Source organism: Rhizobium sp. NFR12, from assembly GCF_900108545.1.
Taxonomy (GTDB): Bacteria; Pseudomonadota; Alphaproteobacteria; order Rhizobiales; family Rhizobiaceae; genus Neorhizobium; species Neorhizobium soli.
Genome location: NZ_FNWM01000006.1, coordinates 110,641 through 131,920 on the forward strand (window position 1 = coordinate 110,641; position 21,280 = coordinate 131,920).

Consider the following 21,280-nt stretch of genomic DNA (forward strand, 5'->3'; position numbering starts at 1 on the left):
TCCACCCAAATTTCCATCACTCAGTAGGGCATCGAAATGCCGAAGGAGAGTCTGTGACCAAAAATTCGACCCACAAAACCAAGAAACTGTCCAATGAACACCTCCATCACCTTCGTTGGAACCTGCACACCGCGCGTGGTGCAACGCAGGATTTCGCGACGACCTTCCGGCCAAGCCAGTTCTACAGGAGCTTGAAGGGACACGTTCTCGAAGTCTCTGCACTTCACGGAATTCGGCTCGTAGCGGTGCTTAGCCAGCCTGTCGAGCACGCCGTTTATATCGCACTGCCTGCATCCAGGACACTCGGTGATCTGCTGGCGACGTTGTTTGTCGACATGACACCTGACCTGCTTCTTCACAGCTTGCGCCATCTGCCGGGCTTCGATCCTGATGCCGAGGGCTGGCAAGGGAAGGTTGATGCGAAGCTCAAGGCGTTCATCGACGTGATCGAGCATGGCGATCATTCCGAGGCTCTGGAATGGCTGCGCGACAGCTGGAACCGGGCATTCTCGCTCGGGCCTTATCGGGCCGCCAATCGCACGGCCCGCGACTCTGAGCAGACGCGCGGAAACGGCAACTCCATCAACAATACCGGAAGGGACAAGGCATGATTTTCTCTCCTGCTATCATGGCACTGGCAGACATGGCTCACGAGGCCCCCGGTTCTTCCCGCGCTTTGCTCGATGACACTTCCGGCCGGAAGGGTGACCTCTGCCTGGACGGTATGGCACTGGTGGCTGACCCCAATGACACACTGTATTTGCGTTTCGGTACCGCAAATCCAGGCTCGATCGCGATCGACTTGCCGGCGGGCACCATGTTGTCAAACTTGCGCGTCGCGATGTGGTTCTACCCGCTGCCAGCTCTCATCCTTTACATCCTGCGCCAGTCTCAGGTGTCCGGCAAAGCGCTCAGCGCGCATGAGGATGCGATGATCGCATCCTATCGGACCGCCTTTCTCGACTGCTTGGTCCGTGGCGACTGGGTCGCGCGACGTGCGGCATACATGCGGACCCAGGAGCATTGGCAGCACCGCTGCGTGACCGAAGCCGCCCCGTCATGAAGTGATCTAGTCGGCGCCCTGCTGCCATCGGCGTAAGTCCGCACGGCGCGGCAGGGTCTGACGATCCATCCAACATCAATGCTTCATTTTGACGCCATCGCTCGCAGGAGGCGTCAGCGAGGAGCATTGCCCAATGCTTCGGCTACCCCAATCGCATCAAAGGAGTTCCAGATGCAGAAAACACAGAAGGCCAATAAGGCCAAGGCAAGCAAGACGGCAGAAACGTTCGTAGCACCGGAGGAGCACCGGCCGCTTCTGTCGGAGGTGAGCGGCTTCATCGCTTCTCTCGGCCGGCGGGACGCGGCAGAAGCGCTCGAGCTCGGTCGGCAGCTCATTCGCGTCAAGTCGGTGCTGCCGGAAAAGTCCTTCGGCAAGTGGCTGAAGCTGGAGTGCGGAATGACAGTCCGCAATGCGTGGAACCACACTATCCGCGTCGAGAAGTTCACCGTGGAGCAGCAGGAGCTGCTGATCGCTGCCGCTGTGAAGCCGACCGTGATGACGATCATCGCGACGGCGGATGCGCCAGTGATCACGGAACTGCTCGGCCGGATCCTTTCGGGCGAGCAGTTCACTGTCAGCAAGGTCAAGCAGCGGATCAAGGGAGACACGCCGGCGAAGGCTGCAACAGAAGGTGGCGGCGCTAACGGCCTTCGCCGTGCCGTCGACGCCAGGGTGAAGGTAGATCTGGAGGTGATCAACAAGCTCGTCAAGCGCTCGCTCAAGGCTGTCGAACTGATCGTCGCCGACATCCGCAAGGGCAAGCACGTCCCGAAAACCAGGCTTGCAACAGCGGTAGAAGCCGACTGCCAGAAGGCGGGCATTCTGCTGAGCGCGGTGATCTCGCCACGCGGCTCTGACGCTCCGCTTCCGGTCGAATGGGAAAAGGCACGGCAGATCATCTCCCGTCTTGGGGATTCTCCGCGCTACCCCGGCCGGGAAGAGTTCCACGACTGGGTCGTCGATGCGGCGCTGCCGGCGCTGCGTTTCGTGGTTCTCGGCGAAGCGTTCCCCGGCACTGCCGGCTTGATCGGTCAGGTCGCTGTGGACATCGCGGATGATGGCGAAAACGATACCGCGGAGCATGACGCTGATCAGGCGACGGCCGCCGTCGCAGACGGGCTTCTGAACGAGGAGATCAATGGTGGGGCAGGGGACCATGCCAAGGAGGCACCGGCAAGAACGCGTGTCGCCAACGTGCCCTCCATCGCACCTATCGAGCTTTCCGCGCCAGAGCCTGAGGTTCAGGCCGAAAGTGCCGCGAATGTCTGATGGGAGGAAGAAGAAGACCGCCGGCGCAGTGTCGCCGGCGGTACGGGAAGCTCGCATGGCGAGGCGCGAGCCTGCCAAGGTATCGTCTCGCGGGCTCAAAGCCTGCGAGCACCATGGCGAGTGGAACACGCTCAACCGCTGGGAGAAAAGATCCCAGTGCTTTCCTACCTCGGCGACATCGATCAGTGGCATGGCCCAACAAGCTCCAAGAGGTGCTCGTCTCGAACGTGGAGACGCGATGCGCTGGGCTCTTGCGGAAAGCCGCGGGCCGCCGCGCATGGAACCGTGAAAACCCGAAAGCGGGCCAACTCGATCAACCCCCACCTGACCGAAACGCTGAAGGAATATGCCGTGCCAGTCACCATCAACTTTGAAATTCCCGTCGCCACCACGGGCTATCCTCGGCGGGCGCGAAACCGGAAGATCATCAGCGCCACTCTCACCAGAGAGATCGACGTCGCGATTATCGACGCCCACGAAGCACCAATTGCCGCGACCCTACCTGATGGTGAACTGCGTGTGCTGAATGGAGAGTTCTTCCAGGGCGCAGGTGAGGTGCCACAAGCAGGCGCTACATTACACATTCAAAAATATCCTCCAAACCGCGCACTGATCAACGTTACCGACTATTGGTCGGTTCATCGCGACCTGTGGCGCACTGTGGGATTCGATGGGGACGTTGACCTGAAACATCCTGCTAATACTCTTAACCTGCCAGGCCTCGGTATCCGGGATCTCGATAACGAAATCGCTCAAAGTCAGCTTGATACCTTCGCTGACCGCAGTGATCGTCTAATCGTGGTCGACGACATCCTGTATTGTAAAACCAAGCAACCTCTGCTTTCCGTCAACCGGAGGCACTATCACGCGAAGGCTTTGACGGTTGATCTGGTTTCCGACGGCGACGCATTGCTGCGTGATATCCTCAACGGCCATCGCAACAGCTTCGGTATCTACTCGTTGGCAGATCACGAACTTGCTATCGAGCGGTGTCGCGGTCTCTCGGGGACCTGTGTGCATCAACCCGATTTCGAACATGACTGCGTCCTTGCGCATCGACCTGATCTGTTCGACACAGATACCACGGCGCTGAATGCCGCTGTCTACGCACACCGTTTCCTCGGAAACTTCTTTGGGGTGCGGATGTCAAAGGCCGACCGGGAGGGTCACGCTGATCTCATCAACCTCGGGACGGATCGGATGTGTCAGGTTCTGAAGCTCGCTGACTGCTTGAAGGCCTATTGCGAAAAGGGCTTCGCGGCGTTGTTGAACGATGCGACTGCCGATATCGTCGAGCGACCGGATACAGATCCGTTCTGGACTGCCCATCCAGCGGAGTTGATCGAGCACCGAAATTTTGTTCGGGCTTGCCTGGATTGCGAGATGGTGAAGCTCGAGTTCGGATCCGCTGGCTGACCGATCTAAATGGTGCATCAGCAAATCTCGAACGGGGTCCTCTCGCGATCGGCATGACGCGGTTCCTATTCTGTGGAGCAGAGACCTCGATGCCGGAGCTGAGGTCGACGATGCTTAGACCCGCCGTACCGACCATGCCGAATTTTTGTGCCCGGATGCCCGCTCGGTATCCGGGCATTTTTTTGCCGCGTCACCCGTTAACCATACCGGGGCTCTTTCTGTTCCGGATGCGTTCTACCGGCTTGCCGGGATGGGTTCTCCGGGCTAAATCAACAGGACTGCGGGATTAACGTGCTCCTGCAGTTACTTAGCGGCCCCCGCCGATGCTGGACACATCGAACGAGGGCCTGACCCGCAACCTTGTCGAGAAGGACTTGGGCTATGTCGACCCATAACTGCTTCGCTTCCGTTCCGGAAGCATTTCTGAAGATTTCTCTTGTTGAACCTGATGCCACCGGGCGGCCCACCGAGCTCGCATGCCGGATCGCACTGGTCAGCATCGTTCGCGGCTGTGGCACCCACGCCCACGCTTGAGCGCTGATCGCAGCCATCGAACCGGCCAGTTTATCCATCTGTCTGATTGATCGTCGTGATCGATCGATGCGGAAATTATTTCCGCATCGGCAGACCTGTGCCCGGTTCCGAATCGCCTCACCACACGGAGATTTCCATGACCACGACACCATCATCTGCGACACCGTCATCCGCCCCACAGCTTTCAAACACCATGCTCGCCCCATCGCCGGCCTGCCTCTATCGACACAGTGTCGATCCCGATGCGATGGCGAGCGTGTTCGAACAGCTGGTCAACGAGGTTACATCGGCACTGTCGACCGATGCGCTGGCCGGCGCCCTCGATGCCGGGATTGACAGCATGTCGGCGATCCTGCGCGCCATTCCGATCATTGAGGGAAAGTTGCTCGAACGCGGCATCAGCCTGATTGCGGCCAGCAATCCCGATCTGGTCGTTCTGACCGACAACCTGCGGCTGCCGGTGACACCTGCGGCTATGCAGCTTGTCGAAAAGAACGCGGTGCATCTCTATCGCAGCCTGACGCTCGATGCCGATAGCGGCGGGCGCAAATCCTACACGCCGGACCTTTTGATCCTCAATCGTCCGACGAGGGTTGCGCATGTGATCGATGTCAAGCGTAGCCTGTCGTCCTACGAGGTGTCGCGGATTGCAGCACTCAAGAGCCGGATGCTGGCAGCAGCTCTTGTTGTTCCGGACCTCTTGTACAAGGAACACCGGCGACTGGTGGCGGAAGACGTCCGTGTGGTGATCGTCAATGCTGAAAGCCAGAGGACGGATATCGATGGCGGCATCTGGCCGCTCGGTCACCTTGATCATCTGCTCGAGATCAACGGCGCTGGTGCAGCTATGACGCGACTGCGCGAACTGTTCCGCGACAAGATCACCGCGAACTGGACAGGTGCACGACGACAGCTTCACGGTGCATCAGATCTGCGTCCGGGCGGGCGCGGGCAGGGCGCTGCCACAGCAGACGAAACCAATGAGCGCGCATCATCGGCCGTGCTTGACCCCGCCAACGATGCCGATCCGGCAAAAACTACCGGGCACGGGACCATGCCACGCATCGGCTTCGCAAAGGTTCCGGGCTCAGGGTTGCGATAAACCGACGGCTGCCCCGCACCAGTCCATTCCTTTCTTTCCATCAGGCTTCAGCCGGGATGCAGACAGCGTCCGGCCAATGGGAAACGTCACCATGACGACACCGACCAACATCATCCAGTTTCCGGGCCAGCGACTTCGCCGGTTCCAGACCGCAAACACATCCGGAGCCGAATACATCGCGGGTCTGACCTCCAATACTGCTGCGATCGAATTCGCGGTCGGGGCTCTGGTCGAGACCGACGAGGAACAAGCGCTGCATGTGGCCGCAGTCGTGGGCGCTTCAATCCGGTTTGCCCGCCGCCGCGGCATCAGCATGGCCAGTCTGCCCACGCAACTGCGGCACTGGCTGGTGCAGGAATGCGACCGTGGTGATGCCTCCGCGATCATGGTGCGCGACTGGCTGACCGGCAATGCCAAGTTTCTCGATCTGCCGGAGCTGAACGGGGAGGGCGCCTGATGGTTGGCAGCGTCAGGCCTCGCGCGGCAGAAACCCTCGAACAACGGCTGATGCGCTTTTTCCTCTGCCGTATCCGCCGCCTGGGCATTCTCGATCTTTATGCCAGCGCCGCGAATGTCGAGCTACTGGACATGCACACCATCGGCGAATTCGGTGAAGCGAAAACCAACCTCTGGATCGCGGTAGACCCAGGCGATCGTCTGACCGGCAATCCGGACCACGATCGCCGGGTCCTTGCCCGCCTGCTGAAATCCTCACAAACGGGTGCGCAGCGAGATGGCGGCGATACTGACCCGGCAGATCGGATCGTTGGCATCCCCTATGAGCCGGATCCCACCGAAGAGACGCCGGCACGGCGTGCAATCGTCGCCGCTGCTCGTGCTTTCCACCATGAGCCCGTGCGTCCGGTGAGTGGTGGCGCGTCCGACAGCCGACCACTCTTGTCACTGGTCCGTTCATTCCTTCCACCACCTGACGTCACAAAAGTTGCGGTCGCCTTGCTCGTTGCCCGCGCCGTCGGATCAAGTCTTGCGGGAATGGCCGACCTTCGGGACGCTCTGTCGCGACCGGACCCCTTCATCCTGATCAAGGCGCCGGTCGGCGGGTTCGAGCATCGGTTTGGCCAGGCATTGGAGGAGGGCATTATCGTGCCTTTCTGGGCAAAGCTTGCGGATCTGTTTCACCTGATCTCGCTTTCCAACCGCTATGACGAAAAGCGAAGGGCCAAGAAACGCCGAAAGGTCGCGGTCGCGTCGGGCAAGGCGATCGCCAAATCGAAGGAAGCGATGGTGCGTCGGCAGATCAGCAACATTTTGTGCGAAACGCATTTGCCGGTGATGATCGCGGACGAAACCGACGCCGCTCTGATGTCCGGTATTGTCGAGACCGCCGATCTGGTCCTGGAGTGCGGACCACTTGACGAAGACTTTCTCGCTTCGCTGTTGTCGATCTGCTGCGGCATCGCGGTTGAAGAAACGCTCCGGCAGTTCCGCCAGACACCGTTCGATCTGTCGCGTCTGCATCTCGACGATCTGACATTGGCAGTCCGGCAAGGACGCTCTGTCGACACCATTCTCACTGCGCTCGAAATTCTGGCCCGCCCGATCGCCAGTGAGGACGAAGCAAGCGGCGACAGTGAAGCCCGAGACGGCAAGAGTGGAAGGGGCAAACGCAAGGGCACGGACACACAAGTCTCAGTCGATATCATCCAACCCGACGCCGTCACCGAAGACGATAAATCAGCGGCAAGCCTTGGCTCCATCAACTCATCCACCGCACCGGTCTCCAAACGACCTGCTCCGGCACTCCGTGTCGAAACGCTGGCCGGTTATGGAGATGCGACACCCTGGGCGTTGGATCTGAAGACAGATCTTGCTGAATGGCGGGCAGGAGAGATCGACTGGAGCGACATGAGCACCAAACTTTTATTGTCCGGTCCGCCCGGGACCGGCAAGACGACGTTTGCACGGGCATTGTGCAATTCGCTGCGCGTGCCGCTGGTGATCAGTTCGGTGACGTCATGGCTTGAGCCCGGATATCTCGGCGATGTCCTGCAGCGCATGTCGGCGGCATTCAAGACCGCGCGAGCCAACGCCCCGTGTATCCTGCTGGTCGATGAGCTGGATGGCATTGGCAGCCGGGTAGGGGGAGGCGATCGCAATCGCGCCTATGACGATTACTGGACCTCGCTGGTCAACCGCCTGCTGGAGCTGCTCGACGGTGCCTTAAAATCCGAAGGCGTGATCGTCGTTGCGGCGACGAACTTCCCCGAGCGGATCGATCCGGCGCTGTTGCGCTCCGGGCGACTGGAAAAGCACATCGTTATCCCGATGCCCGATGTCGATGCACTGACAGGCATCCTGGCACATCACCTTGGTGGTGATCTCGATCATGTTCTGACCACCGTACCCGTGGCAATCCCGACGAGCCAATCAGACCAATCCCTATTGCGCCCGCCGGCAGCGAAGAACGCCACTCCCATCAAAGTGCGCCAGCCACCGTCGGAGGGTACGGCAGACCCGGATATTGACAATGCCATCGACCAGAACAGGAGGCCTCTCCATGACTGACATGACCAGATCGACATATGCCGGACTGCGGCCGCTTGCGGTTCGAGCCCTCGGGCAGACCGGAGCCGATATCGAACGACTGGTGCGCGAAGCCCGCCAGTCTGCCAGACGGCAAAGGCGACTGCTGACCTGGCAGGATCTGGATATCGCGCTTCAGGGGAGACACAAGCGAATGCCTGACGATGTCCTCTGGCGCGTTTGCCTGCATGAGGCGGGACATGCCATCGCCTGGTCTTTGCTGGGCGTCGGTGAGGTGTTGTCCGTCACCGTCGGCGTGGAAAATCTGGGGCAGGTGCTGACGCGCCGCCGAAACGATATGGCCCAGACCGAGACCTGGCTGAGGCAAACGATGGCCTGCCTGCTTGCGGGGAGGGTCAGCGAACGGATGGTGCTTGGCGATGTGGTTGCCGGAGCCGGTGGCGATGACACAAGCGACCTGGCCCAGGCGACGGACTATGCTCTGGCGGCCGAGACGAGGCTCGGATTTTCCAGGATCAATCCGCTTCTTTATCGCAATCCCTCCGGCAGTCTCGATCTTCTCAGCCTCGATCGGGAACTGGCAGCACGGGTCAACGAGCGTCTGATCTCAGCCGAGACACTGGCCTCGGAGTTGTTGACGAGCCACTGCAACGATTTGCTGGAGATTGCCAGTCGGTTACAGGAAAGAGGTGTCATGGAGGGGCGCGAGATCCGGCAGGTGCTTGGACTGGCAGAGCCAGGAATGCCGGAACCATAGTGAGCGCATTGCGGTCCAAAGGCTGCGGAACCTCGATTCCAGATGACGGGACGTCGATTCAAAACTCGGCATTTTTGTTTCGAAAGTCCGGATTTTCGATTCGTGCCTCATGGTCATCGATTCAGAAGTCTGCGGTTTCGATTCCGATCTCAGCATTTGCGATTCCGACGGCATCCGCAAAGGCACGTTCGGGATCGAGCGTTTGACAGAAGCATCGGCTTAGCCATGACGATAGTTGGCATGGCTGGCAGGAAATACAGCATCATCTCGCATGAACCGCAACGTCATCCGCGTTGCCCAAAATCCAATGCAGGCTGTGTCCTGTCCCCGGCGAACTGCCAGCACGTCGAGACACGTTGTGGGCAAATCGACAGACATCATCTCAATTTACCATCCCGCGATTCCAGACACGGAATTTACGATTCACCGCTCGAAAATGTCGATTGCAGCGGCGGGTGGTGTCGCGCCATGGGTGCGCGTGTTCCGCCGCGTGTGGCAATCACCACCTCCGGTAACCACCACCTCGGGTATGCCTTGCTTGAGAGATTTTAAAGGTGGTCTCGCTATAGCGGGGGTGCGTGCCGTTCCGTTTTGTCAACATTGGCGGAGCGGTATGGTGTGATCCGCAACCAGCCGCCGGAGACCTCAAGGCATGGCCGCCAAATCGAAACGGACGAAGACGGCCGAGCAGCGGACGCGACAGCAGAGCGTGCGCGACAAGGCCAAGGACCTGCGCCGACCGACACGTGACGATGTTGCCCGGATGCTTTTGTGGAAAACGATCTCTGATGCGCACAAGAGCGGAGATGTGGCAGGCCCCGCCTTCCTCGAAGAGATCTCAAGGGATATCGTCACTGGTCTGGAGGCCCAAGGTTTTGACGATCGCGAAAGCTATGACGTCATCGACGGCCTGATCCGCAAATATGCCGATGGCCTGTTTCCGTTTCGGCCCAAGCGTCACCTCGAACGCAAGGAACCTGGCGAACCCGGCGACGATCCATCCTGAGTGCCTATAGCGCTCTCTATGCAAACGACGTTCGGTATTTATTGGCGTATTCCCCCCATTACTCCCTATAACGGCGTTTGCGCCGGAATCGATTATTTTGAAGCCCTGACTGTCATTTCGCAGACCTGTCATCAAGACTGACCGCGTCAGATTTCCAGGTCATTTGTCAGACCCGCCGGCGAGTTTACGGCCCGGCCGATATCCCGCAAGCAAGGAAAAGCTTAACCTCTCGACACTACAACCTCCGTGTCGATCAGTTGCGGGCAGCATACGGGGGCGTGTGGACACGATGGGGGCAAGCAATCTGATGGTCTATGTGCCGCCGATATTGTTCAATATCGTCGCGCTGACCTTCCTGTGCCTTTGGCGAGCCCGGGTAATCTCCTCCTGGCATTGGGCAGCCGGGTTTGCGCAAACCGCCCTTGGCTTCGTGCTGTCGACCTTTTCCACCCATCCGATGTTCGACGCGTTCAGTTCCGGCATGGTGTTCATCGGTGCCGCCTATTGCTATGGCAGCGGTCTGCTATCGCATTTCGATGTGCCGAATTGCCGTCTTGCCAGACGCAGTCTGATAGCGGTCTATACGCCGGTGCTGGCCTATCTCGTGTTTGTCGAACAAAGCCTCGTCTGGCAATTGTTTCTCACCGATGCAGCCTTTGCGCTCCTGCTTGGGATCGCCGTTGTTACCGTTGCGTTGCGCGCCTCTCGCTACATCGATATCGGACTGGTGGCGGCAAGCATGATCGTCGTGTTCGATTCCGTTCTCAGAACCGTGTTCTTTACCTTCTTCACGGAATCGAGCAACGATCTCGGGGATTTCGCCAATTCGGCCTATAATCTAGCCGTCCACGTTTCCACGATCACCGTCTGCATGATCTTCCCCTTCACCGCACTTGGTGCAATCGCCTCGGCTGCCATCGACAGCCACCGCAGCGATGCAGAGAAAGATCATCTGACCACCCTCCCCAACCGTCGCGGCTTTGAGAAGGCCATAGAAAGAAAGTTCGGGAGCAACACGCCGTACGGAGTCGCGCTGATCTTCGACATCGATCACTTCAAGCAGGTCAATGACACGTATGGACATGCAACCGGCGACCGGGCGATCGTCATGCTGGCCGATGTTTTGCGGCAAACCGTCGGGACGTCGGGATATAGCGCGAGGGCAGGTGGAGAAGAGTTTATCGCCTACCTGCCCAATGCATCCCTAAAAGCTGCCATGACCATCGGCAATCTCGTCAGAGTATCGTTCGAGCATGGTGACTGGGCAAGTCTCGGAATCGATCGCGCATTTACCGTAAGCTGCGGCCTTGCAGCCGTTCTCGAAGAACCTCAGGGTCTCCACCGCGCCTTCGGTCTGGCTGATCATGCCCTCTATGCTGCAAAGTCATCCGGGCGGAATAAAGTTGTCTCCAGCCAACAGTTTCGAACCCCGACGACGACGCAGCCAAGTACCCCACAGCAGCGTCGTCCGCCAACCCGCCTTGTCGCGGGGCAGTAAGGCTCTTCCGGGAATAGGGTTCGATGATGTATTAGAGTAGAGTTTGAGTAAGAAAGAAAGCTTGGAAAGCTCGCCCAGGAATTTCGAAATCCCAGGGAAAATTTGCAGGGGTCCCGGACCTTCCATTCTCGCCAGCTTCGATTCCGACATGAGCGCCGGAGGCTTTTGCGCTGGCGGGTTCCAGATCCCGACATTCACGTTGTGAATCGATCACGTCTTACCGATTCAAAACTGTCGTTGGACCTGGATTGGGTTATCTCTCAGTCTGACTGCTATGAGCACCCAACAGTTTCAGGTTCACCTCGTCCGCATCGATAACAGTCGCAACATGTGCCGCTTCTACAGAGTGTCGATCGAGCCCACCTTGTTCGGAGACTACGCGGTAGAACGTGGCTGGGGGAGGGTAGGGGGCCGTGGTCGCCTCAGGATCGACCTGTTCGCTGAACAGTCTCAGGCGTTACAGCACTTCCTGGACATGGTGAGGCAAAAGCGCGGCCGAGGATATCAACCGTCGCCTTTGCGAGATGCACGAATCCACTGATCCACTATTGCCCGAAAGCCGCCAAACCGAAATTGTTTCGAACGATCAAAGCTTGTGTCTCGGCGAGCTGCAGTTCGGCTGAATGATGACATTCACGCATTCGGTTTTTCAGACCCGGGCAGCGCTTATGATTGGCTTGACTGCCATGATAGCAGTCGCGTCTCGCCGATGAGCGTTCGACGCATGGGTTAACGTTAGGTTGACTACGTACCACATATCTTGCAACCAATCTCGGATTGGGGCGTACAGTCGCTTATGACCAACGATCATTTGAGATTATGGCTCGCAGCGGCTTTCGAAGCAAAAAGCCATAGGCAAATGTATGCAATCGCTATGGAGATCGGGGAGGCCGGAACTTTGGCTTCTCCGGAGATTCGGAAGGCGGCTCGAAGTCTCGCTCGTTCGCTCCACTGCGTAATCGAACTAACGATTGCGGACGCAAGCGTGTTAGCGAAAGCTGACCGACGGTTCGCTGTGTTGTGCGAGCTTTTGAAGAAAGCTGCTTCTGGTACACCGCCAAGCCTCGCTGCGTAAGCGAGTTCTCGTGAAAGTGCGGATCGGCTGCCACTGATACTTCCAATAGAGTATGGAGTACGCCGCGCTATGAGCCGGAAGGCTTTGGCCTAGCGCTCGATGTCGCCGGTAGCGCAGCCGTCCAATGCGATGAACTCGGATGTCGATGGCTGGTTCCATGCTTTGGACACTCCGACAAATCGCAGCCTGCCGCATGTTGTTGGAGCCGGATACCAAGGCAGCCCACATGCAGCGAGAATCTGGCTAAGCGAACCAGTGCAAGGACCCCTAACGGCTTGATCATTTTGGTGAGACAGGTCGCACTCGCATTGGCGTACCCGAGCCTTGAAGTAGCACGATAGATTCCCCTACAGTCTGATGGCGTGACGAGAGCAATTCAGCTCCGCCTCTGTTGTGACTTCCCTCGTCGAGAGTGGGGACTCCGTTCATCAGAGGCGTGAGAACATAGCACGAACAAAATCAACTCACGTCAGGTTTGAAGATGATACACACTACCCAAGCCAACGCGCCTGATGAGATTGAGACCGATCTGGTAGAAGTTATCCTCGCTGCGTACCACGGCCATGCCGTAGCAGCCTTACGTGAAGTTATGGCTGATGCGTCCTTTCTGCACGAGCAACTAAGGACGGCATCGTCGTTCTCAGCTATGGAGCGGCGAGGGGATGACGGCCGAAATTCACCCGAGAGTGAGCGTTCAACGCAGGTGATGGTCCAAATGGAAGATATTAACGACGTCCTTACGCGTGAACCAGAAGGACCAGCCAGTACCGTTGAGCCGGTACGCCGCCCATGGGCTGAATGTCAGATGCTCGTAGGGCTTCATCTAGTCTGGAGCATGCCCGACAATGACACTGATTAATTCACTCCCCGTCATCTTTGCACGAAAACCGGCCGCCAACGGTTTTGAGGCGCGAAAGTACGGAATTCTGTGGCGTAGCGATAGTTTTCATGACCATCCTTGAAATCTTAAATTTCTGGAGATGGCATGCCAAAGTTCATTCTGCATATTCAGGACGGTGTCGAGGCAGAGGTCGAGATTGACGTCGCGAATGCCCACACGGCAGTGAACGATGGTTATAACGCGTTAGCCATTTTTGTGGCTCGTAAGTTTCCACCTGCAGAGAGCATCACCATAACGGTGTCTGACGCCTCGCGGCGACTTATAGCGGTACTAGGGTTCACCTTCTCAGTTCAGTACGCGCCTGGCTTCCTGTCATGAGGAGCAAACAGGCGACACTCCGATTGAGAATGTCGCCTGCTCTGCGGTCGCTTTAGGCGGCGGACCTTACGACCGCTGAGACTTAAGCATCTCTAGCCAGAGACGTTCCCCTTCAGAGCCCATGGTACGATCCCGTACAATCGTGAGTTACTGTCATTTTCGACGAGTGTTGCTATCGTCAGCGAAACATTGAGGTTCATATGACGACTGAGAGACGCCGCGAGATAGTCGAAGCGGTCCGAAACAGAGCCCACGCACTTGGATTGCAATTCGAGGACGATCCCACGTACCTAGACGCTCTCGAAAAGTGGATTGTGGGTTCGATCACAGCAGAAGGTCTTCGAAATCACTACCAGGAGCTCTTGGTAGGCCGCGAGAAAGAGAGGCGATTAGCGTACTTCGTCAAGCACTGTCTCCAGGAAGTCTGATGATGACCAAATTCGGTCTCCGCATGGGGGCGGTGTCGACGGGATAAATTCCCGAGAGCGGCGGACCTCACGTCTCCGAGCCGATCCGGCGCGGATTTGGATCGAGGCTGATCAGGACGGCGAACGCTGGGACACGGGACGTCGAGAAGTCTTATCGTCCTACGGGGTTCATGGCGACGTTCGAAGCGCCAATGGCTGCGGTGCTAGATATCGGGTCGTAGCGCCTGCTTTCCAAGTAATCCGGCGTAACCTGTAGATGGGCAACGACACAGCTCGGCTGCGATTATGACCTGTTATCCATACGGCGTTGCCGTTGGAACAATTTCGCTCGCTGCAAATTCTCAGCTGCGATAAGGAGCGTCGCATGGATATCGTCAGGGCAAAGCCGGAAAAAGACCACCAAGAACTGCGGGAGATCATCCAGCAATACGAGGCCGCTCATGGGTTTGCCGGCGAGGGTGATCCTCAGAATTCATTTTCCTTTCGTGCCACAGAACAAGGCTTCTCGAGCTGGAAAACGAATTGTCAACTTGCGACTGAGGACAGCGACTGCCGGTTCGGACACTTGAAGGCGCTGACGGTAGACGGTGCGTTGGCCGTCCGTTGGCTATTCGAAATCGATGCCGCGAATGCGTCTGTCGACGCTGGAGGAGGAACACCAGCTGGCTGTTGCTGTCGAGAAGGCGCCAGCCGATAAGTGGCCTGCCGCATTCAGCGATCAGTCTTTGACTTCGTAGATCGTGATTTCGTCCGAAGCTTCCCTTACGCCCTTAAACGATGCATGTCGGAGTTTTCCATCGCCTGTCCACGCGCGGTATTCGATTTCGGCGGCGATGATCGGCTCGACGTAAACGGCCGACTTTGCCTTCACGCGGGTTATCGGTCGCTTCGTAGCGATCGCGTCGAGCTCTTTCCTAAGCCGACGCGCGACCGCATCCGAAAAACCTGTCCCGACGTTTCCGACGTAGAGCAGATCGTCGCCCTTGCGTGCCGCGAGCATCAGGCTGCCGATGGCGCCCGTGGACGAAGTGGAAGGCTCGTAACCGATGACGACGAAGGTGTCGGCCTGAACGCATTTGATCTTGCGCCAGTCGCCACCACGGCCCGGCCTGTAGGGCGCGTCGAGCCTCTTCGCAACGATTCCTTCGAGGCCGAGCTCCGCCGCACTCGAGAACAGGGAGGCTCCGTCGGTTTCGAACATCTCGGAAAGCCGGATCGCGCCCAAGGCGTTGCTCCACAGCGGATCTAGGAGCATGCGACGCTCCTCAAGAGACAGCATCGATATGTCGTGACCGTCGAGATAAAGAAGATCGAATGCATACAGCACTGTGTCCGACGACACCTTCGTGCCCCCTCGACCGCCGAGAGACGCCACGAGCAGGTTGAAGTCGCTTCGCCCCTGTTCGTCTAGGATGACAGCCTCACCGTCCAGTATCATCGTCCCCGGACCGAGCTCCCTGACAGCCTTTGCGATGGTTGGAAATCGGTCGGTCCAGTCGTGTCCGCCGCGCGTCAGAATGCGGACCTTGCCGCCGAGTTCAACATGCACGGCGACACGGTAACCGTCCCACTTCACCTCGTAGCCCCACGCCGGGCCCTCCGGCGGCTTGCTTGTCAAAAGCGCGAGACAAGGCTCGACGCGGGCGGGCATGGGGTCGAGTGGTAGCTGTGGCTGGCTTGGATCGCGTGGCTTCCGTCGGCCCCCGCGTAACGGCGCGTCGGGCTCGATTTTCAGGCTCTGAGGTCTTGGGCGATCCGAGGGTTTCCTTGCCATGATCGCAAGGAGACCACGGAAAGGTTAAAGAACGGCCGGCTCGTACTTCACCTGTCAGGGAACTTCGCGAATCCTTCACAGTTATCGGTGACCACTCAAACCAGGGAGGCTCAGATGGCAACGACAACACGCGGGCGCAATCAAGACAGCACACGGGTCGCCGCAGGGCAGGACCACGAGGTCGCATACGAGGCGAAGAAGGAAGGCGTGTCCAAGGCGAAGGTCAAGGAGACAGTAAAGGAAGCCGGCAACAGCCGTGCCAAGGTCGAGGACAAGCTGAAGAAATGAGAGATGGCGGGCCAAATGTCGTTGATCAGAAGAAGCATCAGGCCCCGTGTGTCTCGCCGATCCATGATGTCCAGAGAGCCGAAGTCTCGTTAATGGTAACCAGGCATAGCGGCCTAAGGGCGGAGGTAGAGATCACAAACCGGGGACTGCTATCGGTCGCGGCGCTGGTTTCTTCGATCCTGCTTTCGACAGCTGTCCTGGTCCATGTCGCCGTGCTCGCTGGCCGTCGGAGGCATTAGTGCCAGCCGTCTATGGTTCTCACGACGGGCAACCGTTAGAGGGGGTAGAAGTCGTCCCCGATGATGTTCATGCCGATATTCCCGGTTATCGTCCTTCCCCGCTTATCCCGTGACGAGGATCTCGTTCGCTATCTCTCCGTCGCGAGGCGAGGGGACTGCGATATCGAAAAGCTCGTAGAGCGTCGCAAGGATCATCCTGACCTGTTTGGAATCGGTTCTGTAGTAGATGGTGTGCCCATCGCGTCGGGTCTGCACCAGCTCCGCGTTTTTCAGTATCGTCAGCTGCTGTGACAGCGCCGATTGTCCCATGCCCAACATGACCGCCAGCTTGCCGACCGACGTCTCGTTTTTGCTGACGATATCGAGTATGAGCATACGCTTCCTGTTGCCCATGGCGGTCAGGAGGCACGCGGCCATGGCGATCTCCGCGTCCGAAAGCTTCGTGGTATGCAATCTGGTCTCTCCTGGCGCACGACAATCTTTCCGGTTGGGGTGTCGGTCTGCCGTTGATGTGGCTGATTAGGTCGTCGTTTTCGACGTCCGCCATATGGAACGTTAGGAGTTGCGATACGACGTCGTGAAACTCGCGACGCCATCCCCCGCTCTCATGTGGCGGGAGAACAGAACCGAGCGGATTTCGTTCCGCAACGAAACTCGGCAACGAAAAAAATCCAAGCAGACTGGCATTGAAGTTCCGCGAAGCTGCAGCTCATGCTTCGAGAACCGTGTTGCTAGAAACCGCGGCCCGCGGATCGAAGATGTCGGGAACAGCGGTCCCCGCGGCGCCAGACTGAATGTTAGATGACCGAGACCGTGACCGGTAAGACCGTTGTCCTTGTCGTCGACGACGAACCCTTGATACTAATGACCTTCGCCGACTATTTCGGAGAATGCGGGTTCGAGCCGATAGAGGCCCTCACATGGGACGATGCGCTGTCGCTTCTCTCGTCCCAAAGCGATATCGACATCGTGTTCACCGACGTCAACATGCCCGGCAGGCTCGATGCGTTGGCGCTGTCCCGTCTGGTGTGCAGCCGATGGCCAAAAATTCGCACGGTCGTGACGCCTGCGAGAGTACGACCGGAAGCAGCGGACCTTGCCGACCATGTCGAGTTCATTCCGAAACTTTACGATCTCGAGCGGGTCGTCCAGTTGTTCGGCGCCGATCGCAGACGTGTAGATGATCGGGGTCCCCGTGCGTACCAGGAGGCGTCCGATCGCCAGGTGGAACCTGTACGTTGAAGTGCCGCGAAAACCACCCGCCGGCGCGTCGGGATGGACAAATCTGCAGGAACCTTCGTGGGAGTTCGCTGGACGTTGCGAGAGTGTGGGCGAAACTGGCTCGCCGTCATTCATCCCGGCGAGCCGAGAGGCAGTCTTCCCCCGGAACCTCGGTACCTTATTATGGCTTTCCCGAAGTCCGGCATGAGTGGTCTCGCGGCTTGGTGCGTCTTTACTGGTCCGTGAGGAAGCGGGGCTGCACTGTGCTGCTGCCCCTCTTCCTCGTAGAGTTCGTATCAGCCTTCGGCGTTCTGATTGACGACAGATGTCGCGATCGAAGTCAGAGTCAAGTCGGTCGCCTGCTCTTCGTCCAGCGTTGCCTGAAGAAGGCTGGCCGCATCACTTAAGCCGAGCTCCAGCGCCCAAGTCCGCAATGTCCCATAGCGCGACATTTCGTAATGCTCTACAGCCTGCGCCGCAGCCAGGAGCCCTGCGTCCAGCGCGGGGGAACCCGCATATTCCTTCATGATCTCGTCGCCTTCGTCGGTGATGCCGAGGATAGCGGCGCATGTCTTCGGCTCAGGATCCTTGCCAATGATCTTGAATACCTGTTCCAGCCGCTCGATGTGAACCTTAGTTTCGGCGAGGTGCTGGGTGAAAGCATCTTTGAGGCTTCCATTCTTGGCAGCTTCGTTCATCAACGGTAGGGTATCGACGATCTTCTTTTCGGCGAAGTACACGTCTTTGAGCGTGTCATGAAAAAGGTCTGCGAGATTTTTGGTGTCGGCCATGGTTCTGTTCCGTTCTCGATAGGGGAAAGAAAGCCGCCGGGAATTCCGGCGGCCGCTTTGGCTCACCCGTCACTTGGTGGCGGGAATGCCGAACGAGACGACTGACATTCCCCGGCGATCATAATTATGATTTCGTCTAGGTCTGTCATGGTTGCCGCCTCGTGGCCGCAGGAGAAACCCATCGGAATTCGATATGTTCCGCGTCTGCTAGCCAAGTCGTTCACGGCGGGAGCGACTAGAGAGCGTTGGAGCAATCGCTAGCTCGCCGGCATGGAAAATCGTACTCAATCGCTGCTAGGAGGCATTAGACGGTGTGCCAGTCCGCACAGCAACTGGAGCCCGTGCGGCGGTCGAAAGGCTAAGTCGTCGATTGCCGGTCGTCCCGCATCGGGCTTGTGGCGATCGACGTTTATTGTAGATTGCAGGTCTTGAGTGGAAGGGCGATGTCGGGAGGACGTAGCCTGGGAGGTTCGAATGAATAGGTCCGTGCGTAGTCTTTCGGACAACGACAAGCTCGTGCTTCAATCCCTGCTTGGGCGATTCGCGCTTAGATACCATCTGGCGGGACCGGAGAAAGAAGCCCTTATCGAAGCGACATTTCTGGCTCTGGCGACCAGACCGGAAGTAATCTTCGAGAAGTCGGTAGAGCAGGCGGTCGTGGAAGCGATGGATGCAGTGTTCGCATCGAGACGTCTGTTGGCGAAATAAGTGCTGGTCCGCCATGGAAGCTTCTTCGCGCAGACAGTCATATGCGGCAGCTAACTCGACGAGTACAATAGGGGTGCATTGGCGCGGGAGCGCTTACTGCCCTCGGGCCGGCTTCGACTTCGCAGGGACTATGCCGAGCTCCCGGTACAGCTTCTTCTGCGCGAGCTTTCGGGCACGACGAATACCTTCGGCCTTCTCTCGCGCACGTTTTTCGCATGGCTTCTCGTAGTGCTCGCGACGTCGCATCTCCCGCAGCACGACTTCCTGCTGTAGCTTCTTCTTCAGAACGCGCAGCGCCTGATCCACGTTGTTGTCTCTGACCTGTATCAGCATGGTTGCTCCCGAAGCGCTGCTCTGTCGACCGATCTCTATAGCCACATACCTGAAGGGGATTCAATCTTGACGTGATCCTTGTCCAGCATCGTGCGCGCCGCCGCTCCTCTGATCTCCGTGTAATGGCTGTTCGAGTGTCGGTAAGGTGGAGCTCTTGGTGATCTTCGTCTCCTCTACTGTCAGCCTTGCTGATCTCGGCCACCACACTACCTCCAGTCGGGAATAGGGAGGTAGAAATGAAGGTTCAGAAATTCAGTCTGTCCGACGCCAAACTGGAGCGATCACCTGGACAGGATGCCGATATCTTTGTCGGAAACCTAATCGACGAGAAGGATGGTGGCCCCGTTAGACATGCCTTGAGGAGTTGATCGATTAGCACATCGCCACGCTCCACGCGGTGGCAGACGCCGCTCAGTCTGACGACGCTCTGATGAGGCAAGAAGCGGAAAGCCGACACGCAATCCTCCATTACAAGCCGCAGGGTGAGAGCAAGGTCAATGAGAAGCTGACCTATATCGCAGCTTACATTCTGAAAACCGGCAATGTTTTGACGTCCAAGGAAATGGATTTGCTCCTCGGAGCTCCACGCCGGATGTGAAAAGCCCGCTCGTCGTGGCTGACTTTAGTCGATCGAGTCCAACACTTCGTGCTCGTGACAGCGGCCTCCAAAGCCCGAATTGAATAGAAGCAGCAGATTTTCCCGGTTCATGGGCGAGGACAAGCTTCTCGATGTGGACGGGTGTCTACTCAGTTTCGCCATGACGCACGCTGTCTTCCCGTAGCTGTAGGGCGTCCTCCTTCGCAGCTTCATATGTGTCGAAGATATCAAAGCCCGCGTCGTCATCTTTCCAGCGTCTTTCGCCTTAGTCCCATTGGCATGGAGAATATGTGTAGAAAAATCTGCGATACATCTCCAGACATGACTACCTCGCGCGTTTGACGGTCACCAGCCGAGATCGGTCTCAGTAAAGTCGTTGCCCTTGTAAGCGATCTTCGTGCGGTAGGCTCTGGCGCAGGCATAGGTGAAACAATCACCCATATTGAGTTTCGCCGGGTGATTGACGATCTTACCGAACTGCTGTGCGGCGTCCAGCGCCTTGGTCCCCACATCTCCCGAGATCATGGCCTCCTTGGCTTCAAGGTCCGCGAAGAATTGATCGACCATCCTTCGCGCCTTAGCGAGCATGTCAGGCGTAGCGGGACGGTGGCGGCCTGTCGCCTCGGCCATACGCCGCGTCAGCGAAAGCGAGGCTTCCATGCGAACCACCGGCGACACGTAAAAGGGGCCGTCATGCTGTTCAAGCCTGTGCATCAGCTCGCCGGCGTCGTCTTCGCCGGCGAGGATTGCGACGGCCACGGAAGCGTCAACGAATAGCATCAGTCTTCGCCCCACATTTCGTCAGTTTCTCGTTTGTGATCCCCCGGCGCAAAGGGACCGGCGTCCCTCGCCATCGCGAGAGACTTAGCCAGGCGCTCGCGCATGGGCAAGCTGCCCTTGCGGCTGGCGATCTCGCGCCTAAGCGCCGTCTTTACGGCATCAACCTTGGATGTCTTGGTCAAGCGGATCAGCTCTTCGGTAAGTGTATCTACTTCAGGATCTTTGATGTAGAGCGGCATGATACATATCCTTTCGTGGATATTATAATATCCCGAATAGCATATGCTCGCAATGGTCTCCAGATCTTTGCGAAGGAATGATCGCCCTTTTGCCTCAGACGAAGCGGCGGCGTTCAAGCCGTGCGGGTGGTGGTACCACGGATGGGCGTGGGTGAGGGAGCAGACGGGTCTTGCCCTGGTCATCCACGAACTTGCGACCACTCGCTGAAGTACGGTCTTTTTCAGCTGTGAGGGGGACGCTGGACATCTCCGTCTCGATCGAAGAGACGACTTGATCCATGCATGGGCAGAGCAGGGCGGTCCGGACGTTGTCACATCGCAGGGCGCGGGCGGCAAGGCAGCAGGATGCTGGAGCGCACCGTGGTCTGTTCTAGTCTCTGTAAGTAAAAGAAAAGCCGTCGGGAAATTCCGGTAGCCGAGTTGGCACACATGCCAGC

General features: G+C 58.1%; 23 protein-coding genes and 1 pseudogene. 18 read left to right on the forward strand and 6 right to left on the reverse strand.

Going from position 1 to position 21,280, the window contains the following annotated elements; translation table 11 throughout:
• The first annotated feature begins 53 nt into the window (after positions 1-53).
• The 13 genes from BLW69_RS20940 to BLW69_RS22630 all read left to right on the forward strand — a co-directional run bounded on the left by BLW69_RS20940 (position 54) and on the right by BLW69_RS22630 (position 14,569).
• Positions 54-611, forward strand: coding sequence for a hypothetical protein (locus BLW69_RS20940; RefSeq protein ID WP_092664935.1), 558 nt, complete (start codon positions 54-56; stop codon positions 609-611).
• Entirely contained in the window at positions 608-1,063 is a 456-nt protein-coding gene (locus tag BLW69_RS20945; protein ID WP_092664937.1) for a hypothetical protein, read from the forward strand. The genes BLW69_RS20940 and BLW69_RS20945 overlap by 4 nt, the downstream gene beginning before the upstream one ends.
• Positions 1,064-1,234: 171 nt before the next feature.
• A complete protein-coding gene (locus BLW69_RS20950) occupies positions 1,235-2,332 on the forward strand; it encodes a hypothetical protein (RefSeq protein WP_092664940.1) in 1,098 nt (365 codons plus the stop codon).
• A 285-nt stretch (positions 2,333-2,617) separates the two neighbouring features.
• On the forward strand, positions 2,618-3,748 hold the full coding sequence (locus tag BLW69_RS20960; RefSeq protein WP_092664946.1) for a hypothetical protein: 1,131 nt from the start codon (positions 2,618-2,620) through the stop codon (positions 3,746-3,748).
• A gap of 670 nt (positions 3,749-4,418) precedes the next feature.
• On the forward strand, positions 4,419-5,384 hold the full coding sequence (locus BLW69_RS20965) for a hypothetical protein (protein ID WP_139283913.1): 966 nt from the start codon (positions 4,419-4,421) through the stop codon (positions 5,382-5,384).
• Between the two features lie 91 nt (positions 5,385-5,475).
• Positions 5,476-5,841, forward strand: coding sequence for a hypothetical protein (locus tag BLW69_RS20970; RefSeq protein WP_092664952.1), 366 nt, complete (start codon positions 5,476-5,478; stop codon positions 5,839-5,841).
• Complete coding sequence (locus BLW69_RS20975) at positions 5,841-7,910, forward strand: ATP-binding protein (protein ID WP_092664955.1); 2,070 nt, start codon at positions 5,841-5,843, stop codon at positions 7,908-7,910. The genes BLW69_RS20970 and BLW69_RS20975 overlap by 1 nt, the downstream gene beginning before the upstream one ends.
• Positions 7,903-8,646, forward strand: coding sequence for an ATP-dependent metallopeptidase FtsH/Yme1/Tma family protein (locus BLW69_RS20980; protein WP_175487302.1), 744 nt, complete (start codon positions 7,903-7,905; stop codon positions 8,644-8,646). Before BLW69_RS20975 ends, BLW69_RS20980 begins: the two co-directional genes overlap by 8 nt.
• A gap of 652 nt (positions 8,647-9,298) precedes the next feature.
• Positions 9,299-9,652 (forward strand): hypothetical protein, encoded by a 354-nt coding sequence (locus tag BLW69_RS20985; protein WP_092664961.1) that lies wholly within the window; start codon positions 9,299-9,301, stop codon positions 9,650-9,652.
• Positions 9,653-9,941: 289 nt separating this feature from the next.
• Positions 9,942-11,150: a GGDEF domain-containing protein gene (locus BLW69_RS20990; protein ID WP_092664963.1), complete on the forward strand. Its 1,209-nt coding sequence runs from the start codon at positions 9,942-9,944 to the stop codon at positions 11,148-11,150.
• A 274-nt stretch (positions 11,151-11,424) separates the two neighbouring features.
• Positions 11,425-11,691 (forward strand): WGR domain-containing protein, encoded by a 267-nt coding sequence (locus tag BLW69_RS20995; protein WP_092664966.1) that lies wholly within the window; start codon positions 11,425-11,427, stop codon positions 11,689-11,691.
• A 1,519-nt stretch (positions 11,692-13,210) separates the two neighbouring features.
• Complete coding sequence (locus BLW69_RS21010; protein ID WP_092664974.1) at positions 13,211-13,444, forward strand: hypothetical protein; 234 nt, start codon at positions 13,211-13,213, stop codon at positions 13,442-13,444.
• 792 nt (positions 13,445-14,236) lie between these two features.
• Positions 14,237-14,569 carry a hypothetical protein gene (locus tag BLW69_RS22630; protein WP_139283914.1) on the forward strand — a complete coding sequence of 111 codons (333 nt, stop codon included), beginning with the start codon at positions 14,237-14,239 and terminating at the stop codon, positions 14,567-14,569.
• A gap of 21 nt (positions 14,570-14,590) precedes the next feature.
• Here BLW69_RS22630 and ligD read toward each other — a convergent pair whose 3' ends face one another.
• Positions 14,591-15,523: a non-homologous end-joining DNA ligase gene (ligD, locus tag BLW69_RS21020; RefSeq protein WP_348271850.1), complete on the reverse strand. Its 933-nt coding sequence runs from the start codon at positions 15,521-15,523 to the stop codon at positions 14,591-14,593.
• Positions 15,524-15,760: 237 nt separating this feature from the next.
• Here ligD and BLW69_RS21025 point away from each other — a divergent pair, with 237 nt between their 5' ends.
• Complete coding sequence (locus tag BLW69_RS21025) at positions 15,761-15,934, forward strand: DUF3606 domain-containing protein (protein WP_092664982.1); 174 nt, start codon at positions 15,761-15,763, stop codon at positions 15,932-15,934.
• Positions 15,935-16,275: 341 nt separating this feature from the next.
• Here BLW69_RS21025 and BLW69_RS21035 read toward each other — a convergent pair whose 3' ends face one another.
• A complete protein-coding gene (locus BLW69_RS21035) occupies positions 16,276-16,626 on the reverse strand; it encodes an ArsR/SmtB family transcription factor (protein WP_162728439.1) in 351 nt (116 codons plus the stop codon).
• Between the two features lie 348 nt (positions 16,627-16,974).
• Here BLW69_RS21035 and BLW69_RS21040 point away from each other — a divergent pair, with 348 nt between their 5' ends.
• Positions 16,975-17,415, forward strand: a complete 441-nt coding sequence (locus BLW69_RS21040) for a response regulator (RefSeq protein WP_092664988.1) — start codon at positions 16,975-16,977, stop codon at positions 17,413-17,415.
• Positions 17,416-17,690: 275 nt separating this feature from the next.
• Here BLW69_RS21040 and BLW69_RS21045 read toward each other — a convergent pair whose 3' ends face one another.
• Positions 17,691-18,185: a YciE/YciF ferroxidase family protein gene (locus BLW69_RS21045; protein WP_092664991.1), complete on the reverse strand. Its 495-nt coding sequence runs from the start codon at positions 18,183-18,185 to the stop codon at positions 17,691-17,693.
• Positions 18,186-18,659: 474 nt separating this feature from the next.
• Between BLW69_RS21045 and BLW69_RS21050 the strand changes: the two genes are divergently transcribed.
• A complete protein-coding gene (locus BLW69_RS21050) occupies positions 18,660-18,893 on the forward strand; it encodes a hypothetical protein (RefSeq protein ID WP_092664994.1) in 234 nt (77 codons plus the stop codon).
• Positions 18,894-18,986: 93 nt separating this feature from the next.
• On the opposite strand, the gene rpsU is transcribed toward BLW69_RS21050, so the two are convergent.
• Positions 18,987-19,226, reverse strand: coding sequence for a 30S ribosomal protein S21 (gene rpsU / locus BLW69_RS21055; RefSeq protein ID WP_092664997.1), 240 nt, complete (start codon positions 19,224-19,226; stop codon positions 18,987-18,989).
• A 236-nt stretch (positions 19,227-19,462) separates the two neighbouring features.
• On the opposite strand from rpsU, the pseudogene BLW69_RS23045 reads away from it, so the two are divergent.
• Positions 19,463-19,573 (forward strand): annotated as a pseudogene (locus BLW69_RS23045) (ethanolamine utilization protein); the annotation flags it as partial.
• Positions 19,574-19,656: 83 nt separating this feature from the next.
• Positions 19,657-19,824: a hypothetical protein gene (locus BLW69_RS22890; RefSeq protein WP_162728440.1), complete on the forward strand. Its 168-nt coding sequence runs from the start codon at positions 19,657-19,659 to the stop codon at positions 19,822-19,824.
• 345 nt (positions 19,825-20,169) lie between these two features.
• Here BLW69_RS22890 and BLW69_RS21070 read toward each other — a convergent pair whose 3' ends face one another.
• Complete coding sequence (locus BLW69_RS21070; protein ID WP_092665003.1) at positions 20,170-20,604, reverse strand: type II toxin-antitoxin system VapC family toxin; 435 nt, start codon at positions 20,602-20,604, stop codon at positions 20,170-20,172.
• On the reverse strand, positions 20,604-20,843 hold the full coding sequence (locus BLW69_RS21075; RefSeq protein ID WP_012653071.1) for a type II toxin-antitoxin system VapB family antitoxin: 240 nt from the start codon (positions 20,841-20,843) through the stop codon (positions 20,604-20,606). The genes BLW69_RS21070 and BLW69_RS21075 overlap by 1 nt, the downstream gene beginning before the upstream one ends.
• Between the last annotated feature and the right edge of the window lie 437 nt (positions 20,844-21,280).

Coding starts and splice junctions, on each gene's coding strand:
- BLW69_RS20945 (WP_092664937.1), top strand. CDS start 608: ATGATTTTCTCTCCTGCTATCATGGCACTGGCAGACATGGCTCACGAG.
- BLW69_RS20950 (WP_092664940.1), top strand. CDS start 1,235: ATGCAGAAAACACAGAAGGCCAATAAGGCCAAGGCAAGCAAGACGGCA.
- BLW69_RS20965 (WP_139283913.1), top strand. CDS start 4,419: ATGACCACGACACCATCATCTGCGACACCGTCATCCGCCCCACAGCTT.
- BLW69_RS20970 (WP_092664952.1), top strand. CDS start 5,476: ATGACGACACCGACCAACATCATCCAGTTTCCGGGCCAGCGACTTCGC.
- BLW69_RS20975 (WP_092664955.1), top strand. CDS start 5,841: ATGGTTGGCAGCGTCAGGCCTCGCGCGGCAGAAACCCTCGAACAACGG.
- BLW69_RS20980 (WP_175487302.1), top strand. CDS start 7,903: ATGACTGACATGACCAGATCGACATATGCCGGACTGCGGCCGCTTGCG.
- BLW69_RS20985 (WP_092664961.1), top strand. CDS start 9,299: ATGGCCGCCAAATCGAAACGGACGAAGACGGCCGAGCAGCGGACGCGA.
- BLW69_RS20990 (WP_092664963.1), top strand. CDS start 9,942: ATGGGGGCAAGCAATCTGATGGTCTATGTGCCGCCGATATTGTTCAAT.
- BLW69_RS20995 (WP_092664966.1), top strand. CDS start 11,425: ATGAGCACCCAACAGTTTCAGGTTCACCTCGTCCGCATCGATAACAGT.
- BLW69_RS21010 (WP_092664974.1), top strand. CDS start 13,211: ATGCCAAAGTTCATTCTGCATATTCAGGACGGTGTCGAGGCAGAGGTC.
- BLW69_RS22630 (WP_139283914.1), top strand. CDS start 14,237: ATGGATATCGTCAGGGCAAAGCCGGAAAAAGACCACCAAGAACTGCGG.
- ligD (WP_348271850.1), bottom strand. CDS start 15,523: ATGCCCGCCCGCGTCGAGCCTTGTCTCGCGCTTTTGACAAGCAAGCCG.
- BLW69_RS21025 (WP_092664982.1), top strand. CDS start 15,761: ATGGCAACGACAACACGCGGGCGCAATCAAGACAGCACACGGGTCGCC.
- BLW69_RS21040 (WP_092664988.1), top strand. CDS start 16,975: ATGACCGAGACCGTGACCGGTAAGACCGTTGTCCTTGTCGTCGACGAC.
- BLW69_RS21045 (WP_092664991.1), bottom strand. CDS start 18,185: ATGGCCGACACCAAAAATCTCGCAGACCTTTTTCATGACACGCTCAAA.
- BLW69_RS21050 (WP_092664994.1), top strand. CDS start 18,660: ATGAATAGGTCCGTGCGTAGTCTTTCGGACAACGACAAGCTCGTGCTT.
- rpsU (WP_092664997.1), bottom strand. CDS start 19,226: ATGCTGATACAGGTCAGAGACAACAACGTGGATCAGGCGCTGCGCGTT.
- BLW69_RS22890 (WP_162728440.1), top strand. CDS start 19,657: ATGAGGCAAGAAGCGGAAAGCCGACACGCAATCCTCCATTACAAGCCG.
- BLW69_RS21070 (WP_092665003.1), bottom strand. CDS start 20,604: ATGCTATTCGTTGACGCTTCCGTGGCCGTCGCAATCCTCGCCGGCGAA.
- BLW69_RS21075 (WP_012653071.1), bottom strand. CDS start 20,843: ATGCCGCTCTACATCAAAGATCCTGAAGTAGATACACTTACCGAAGAG.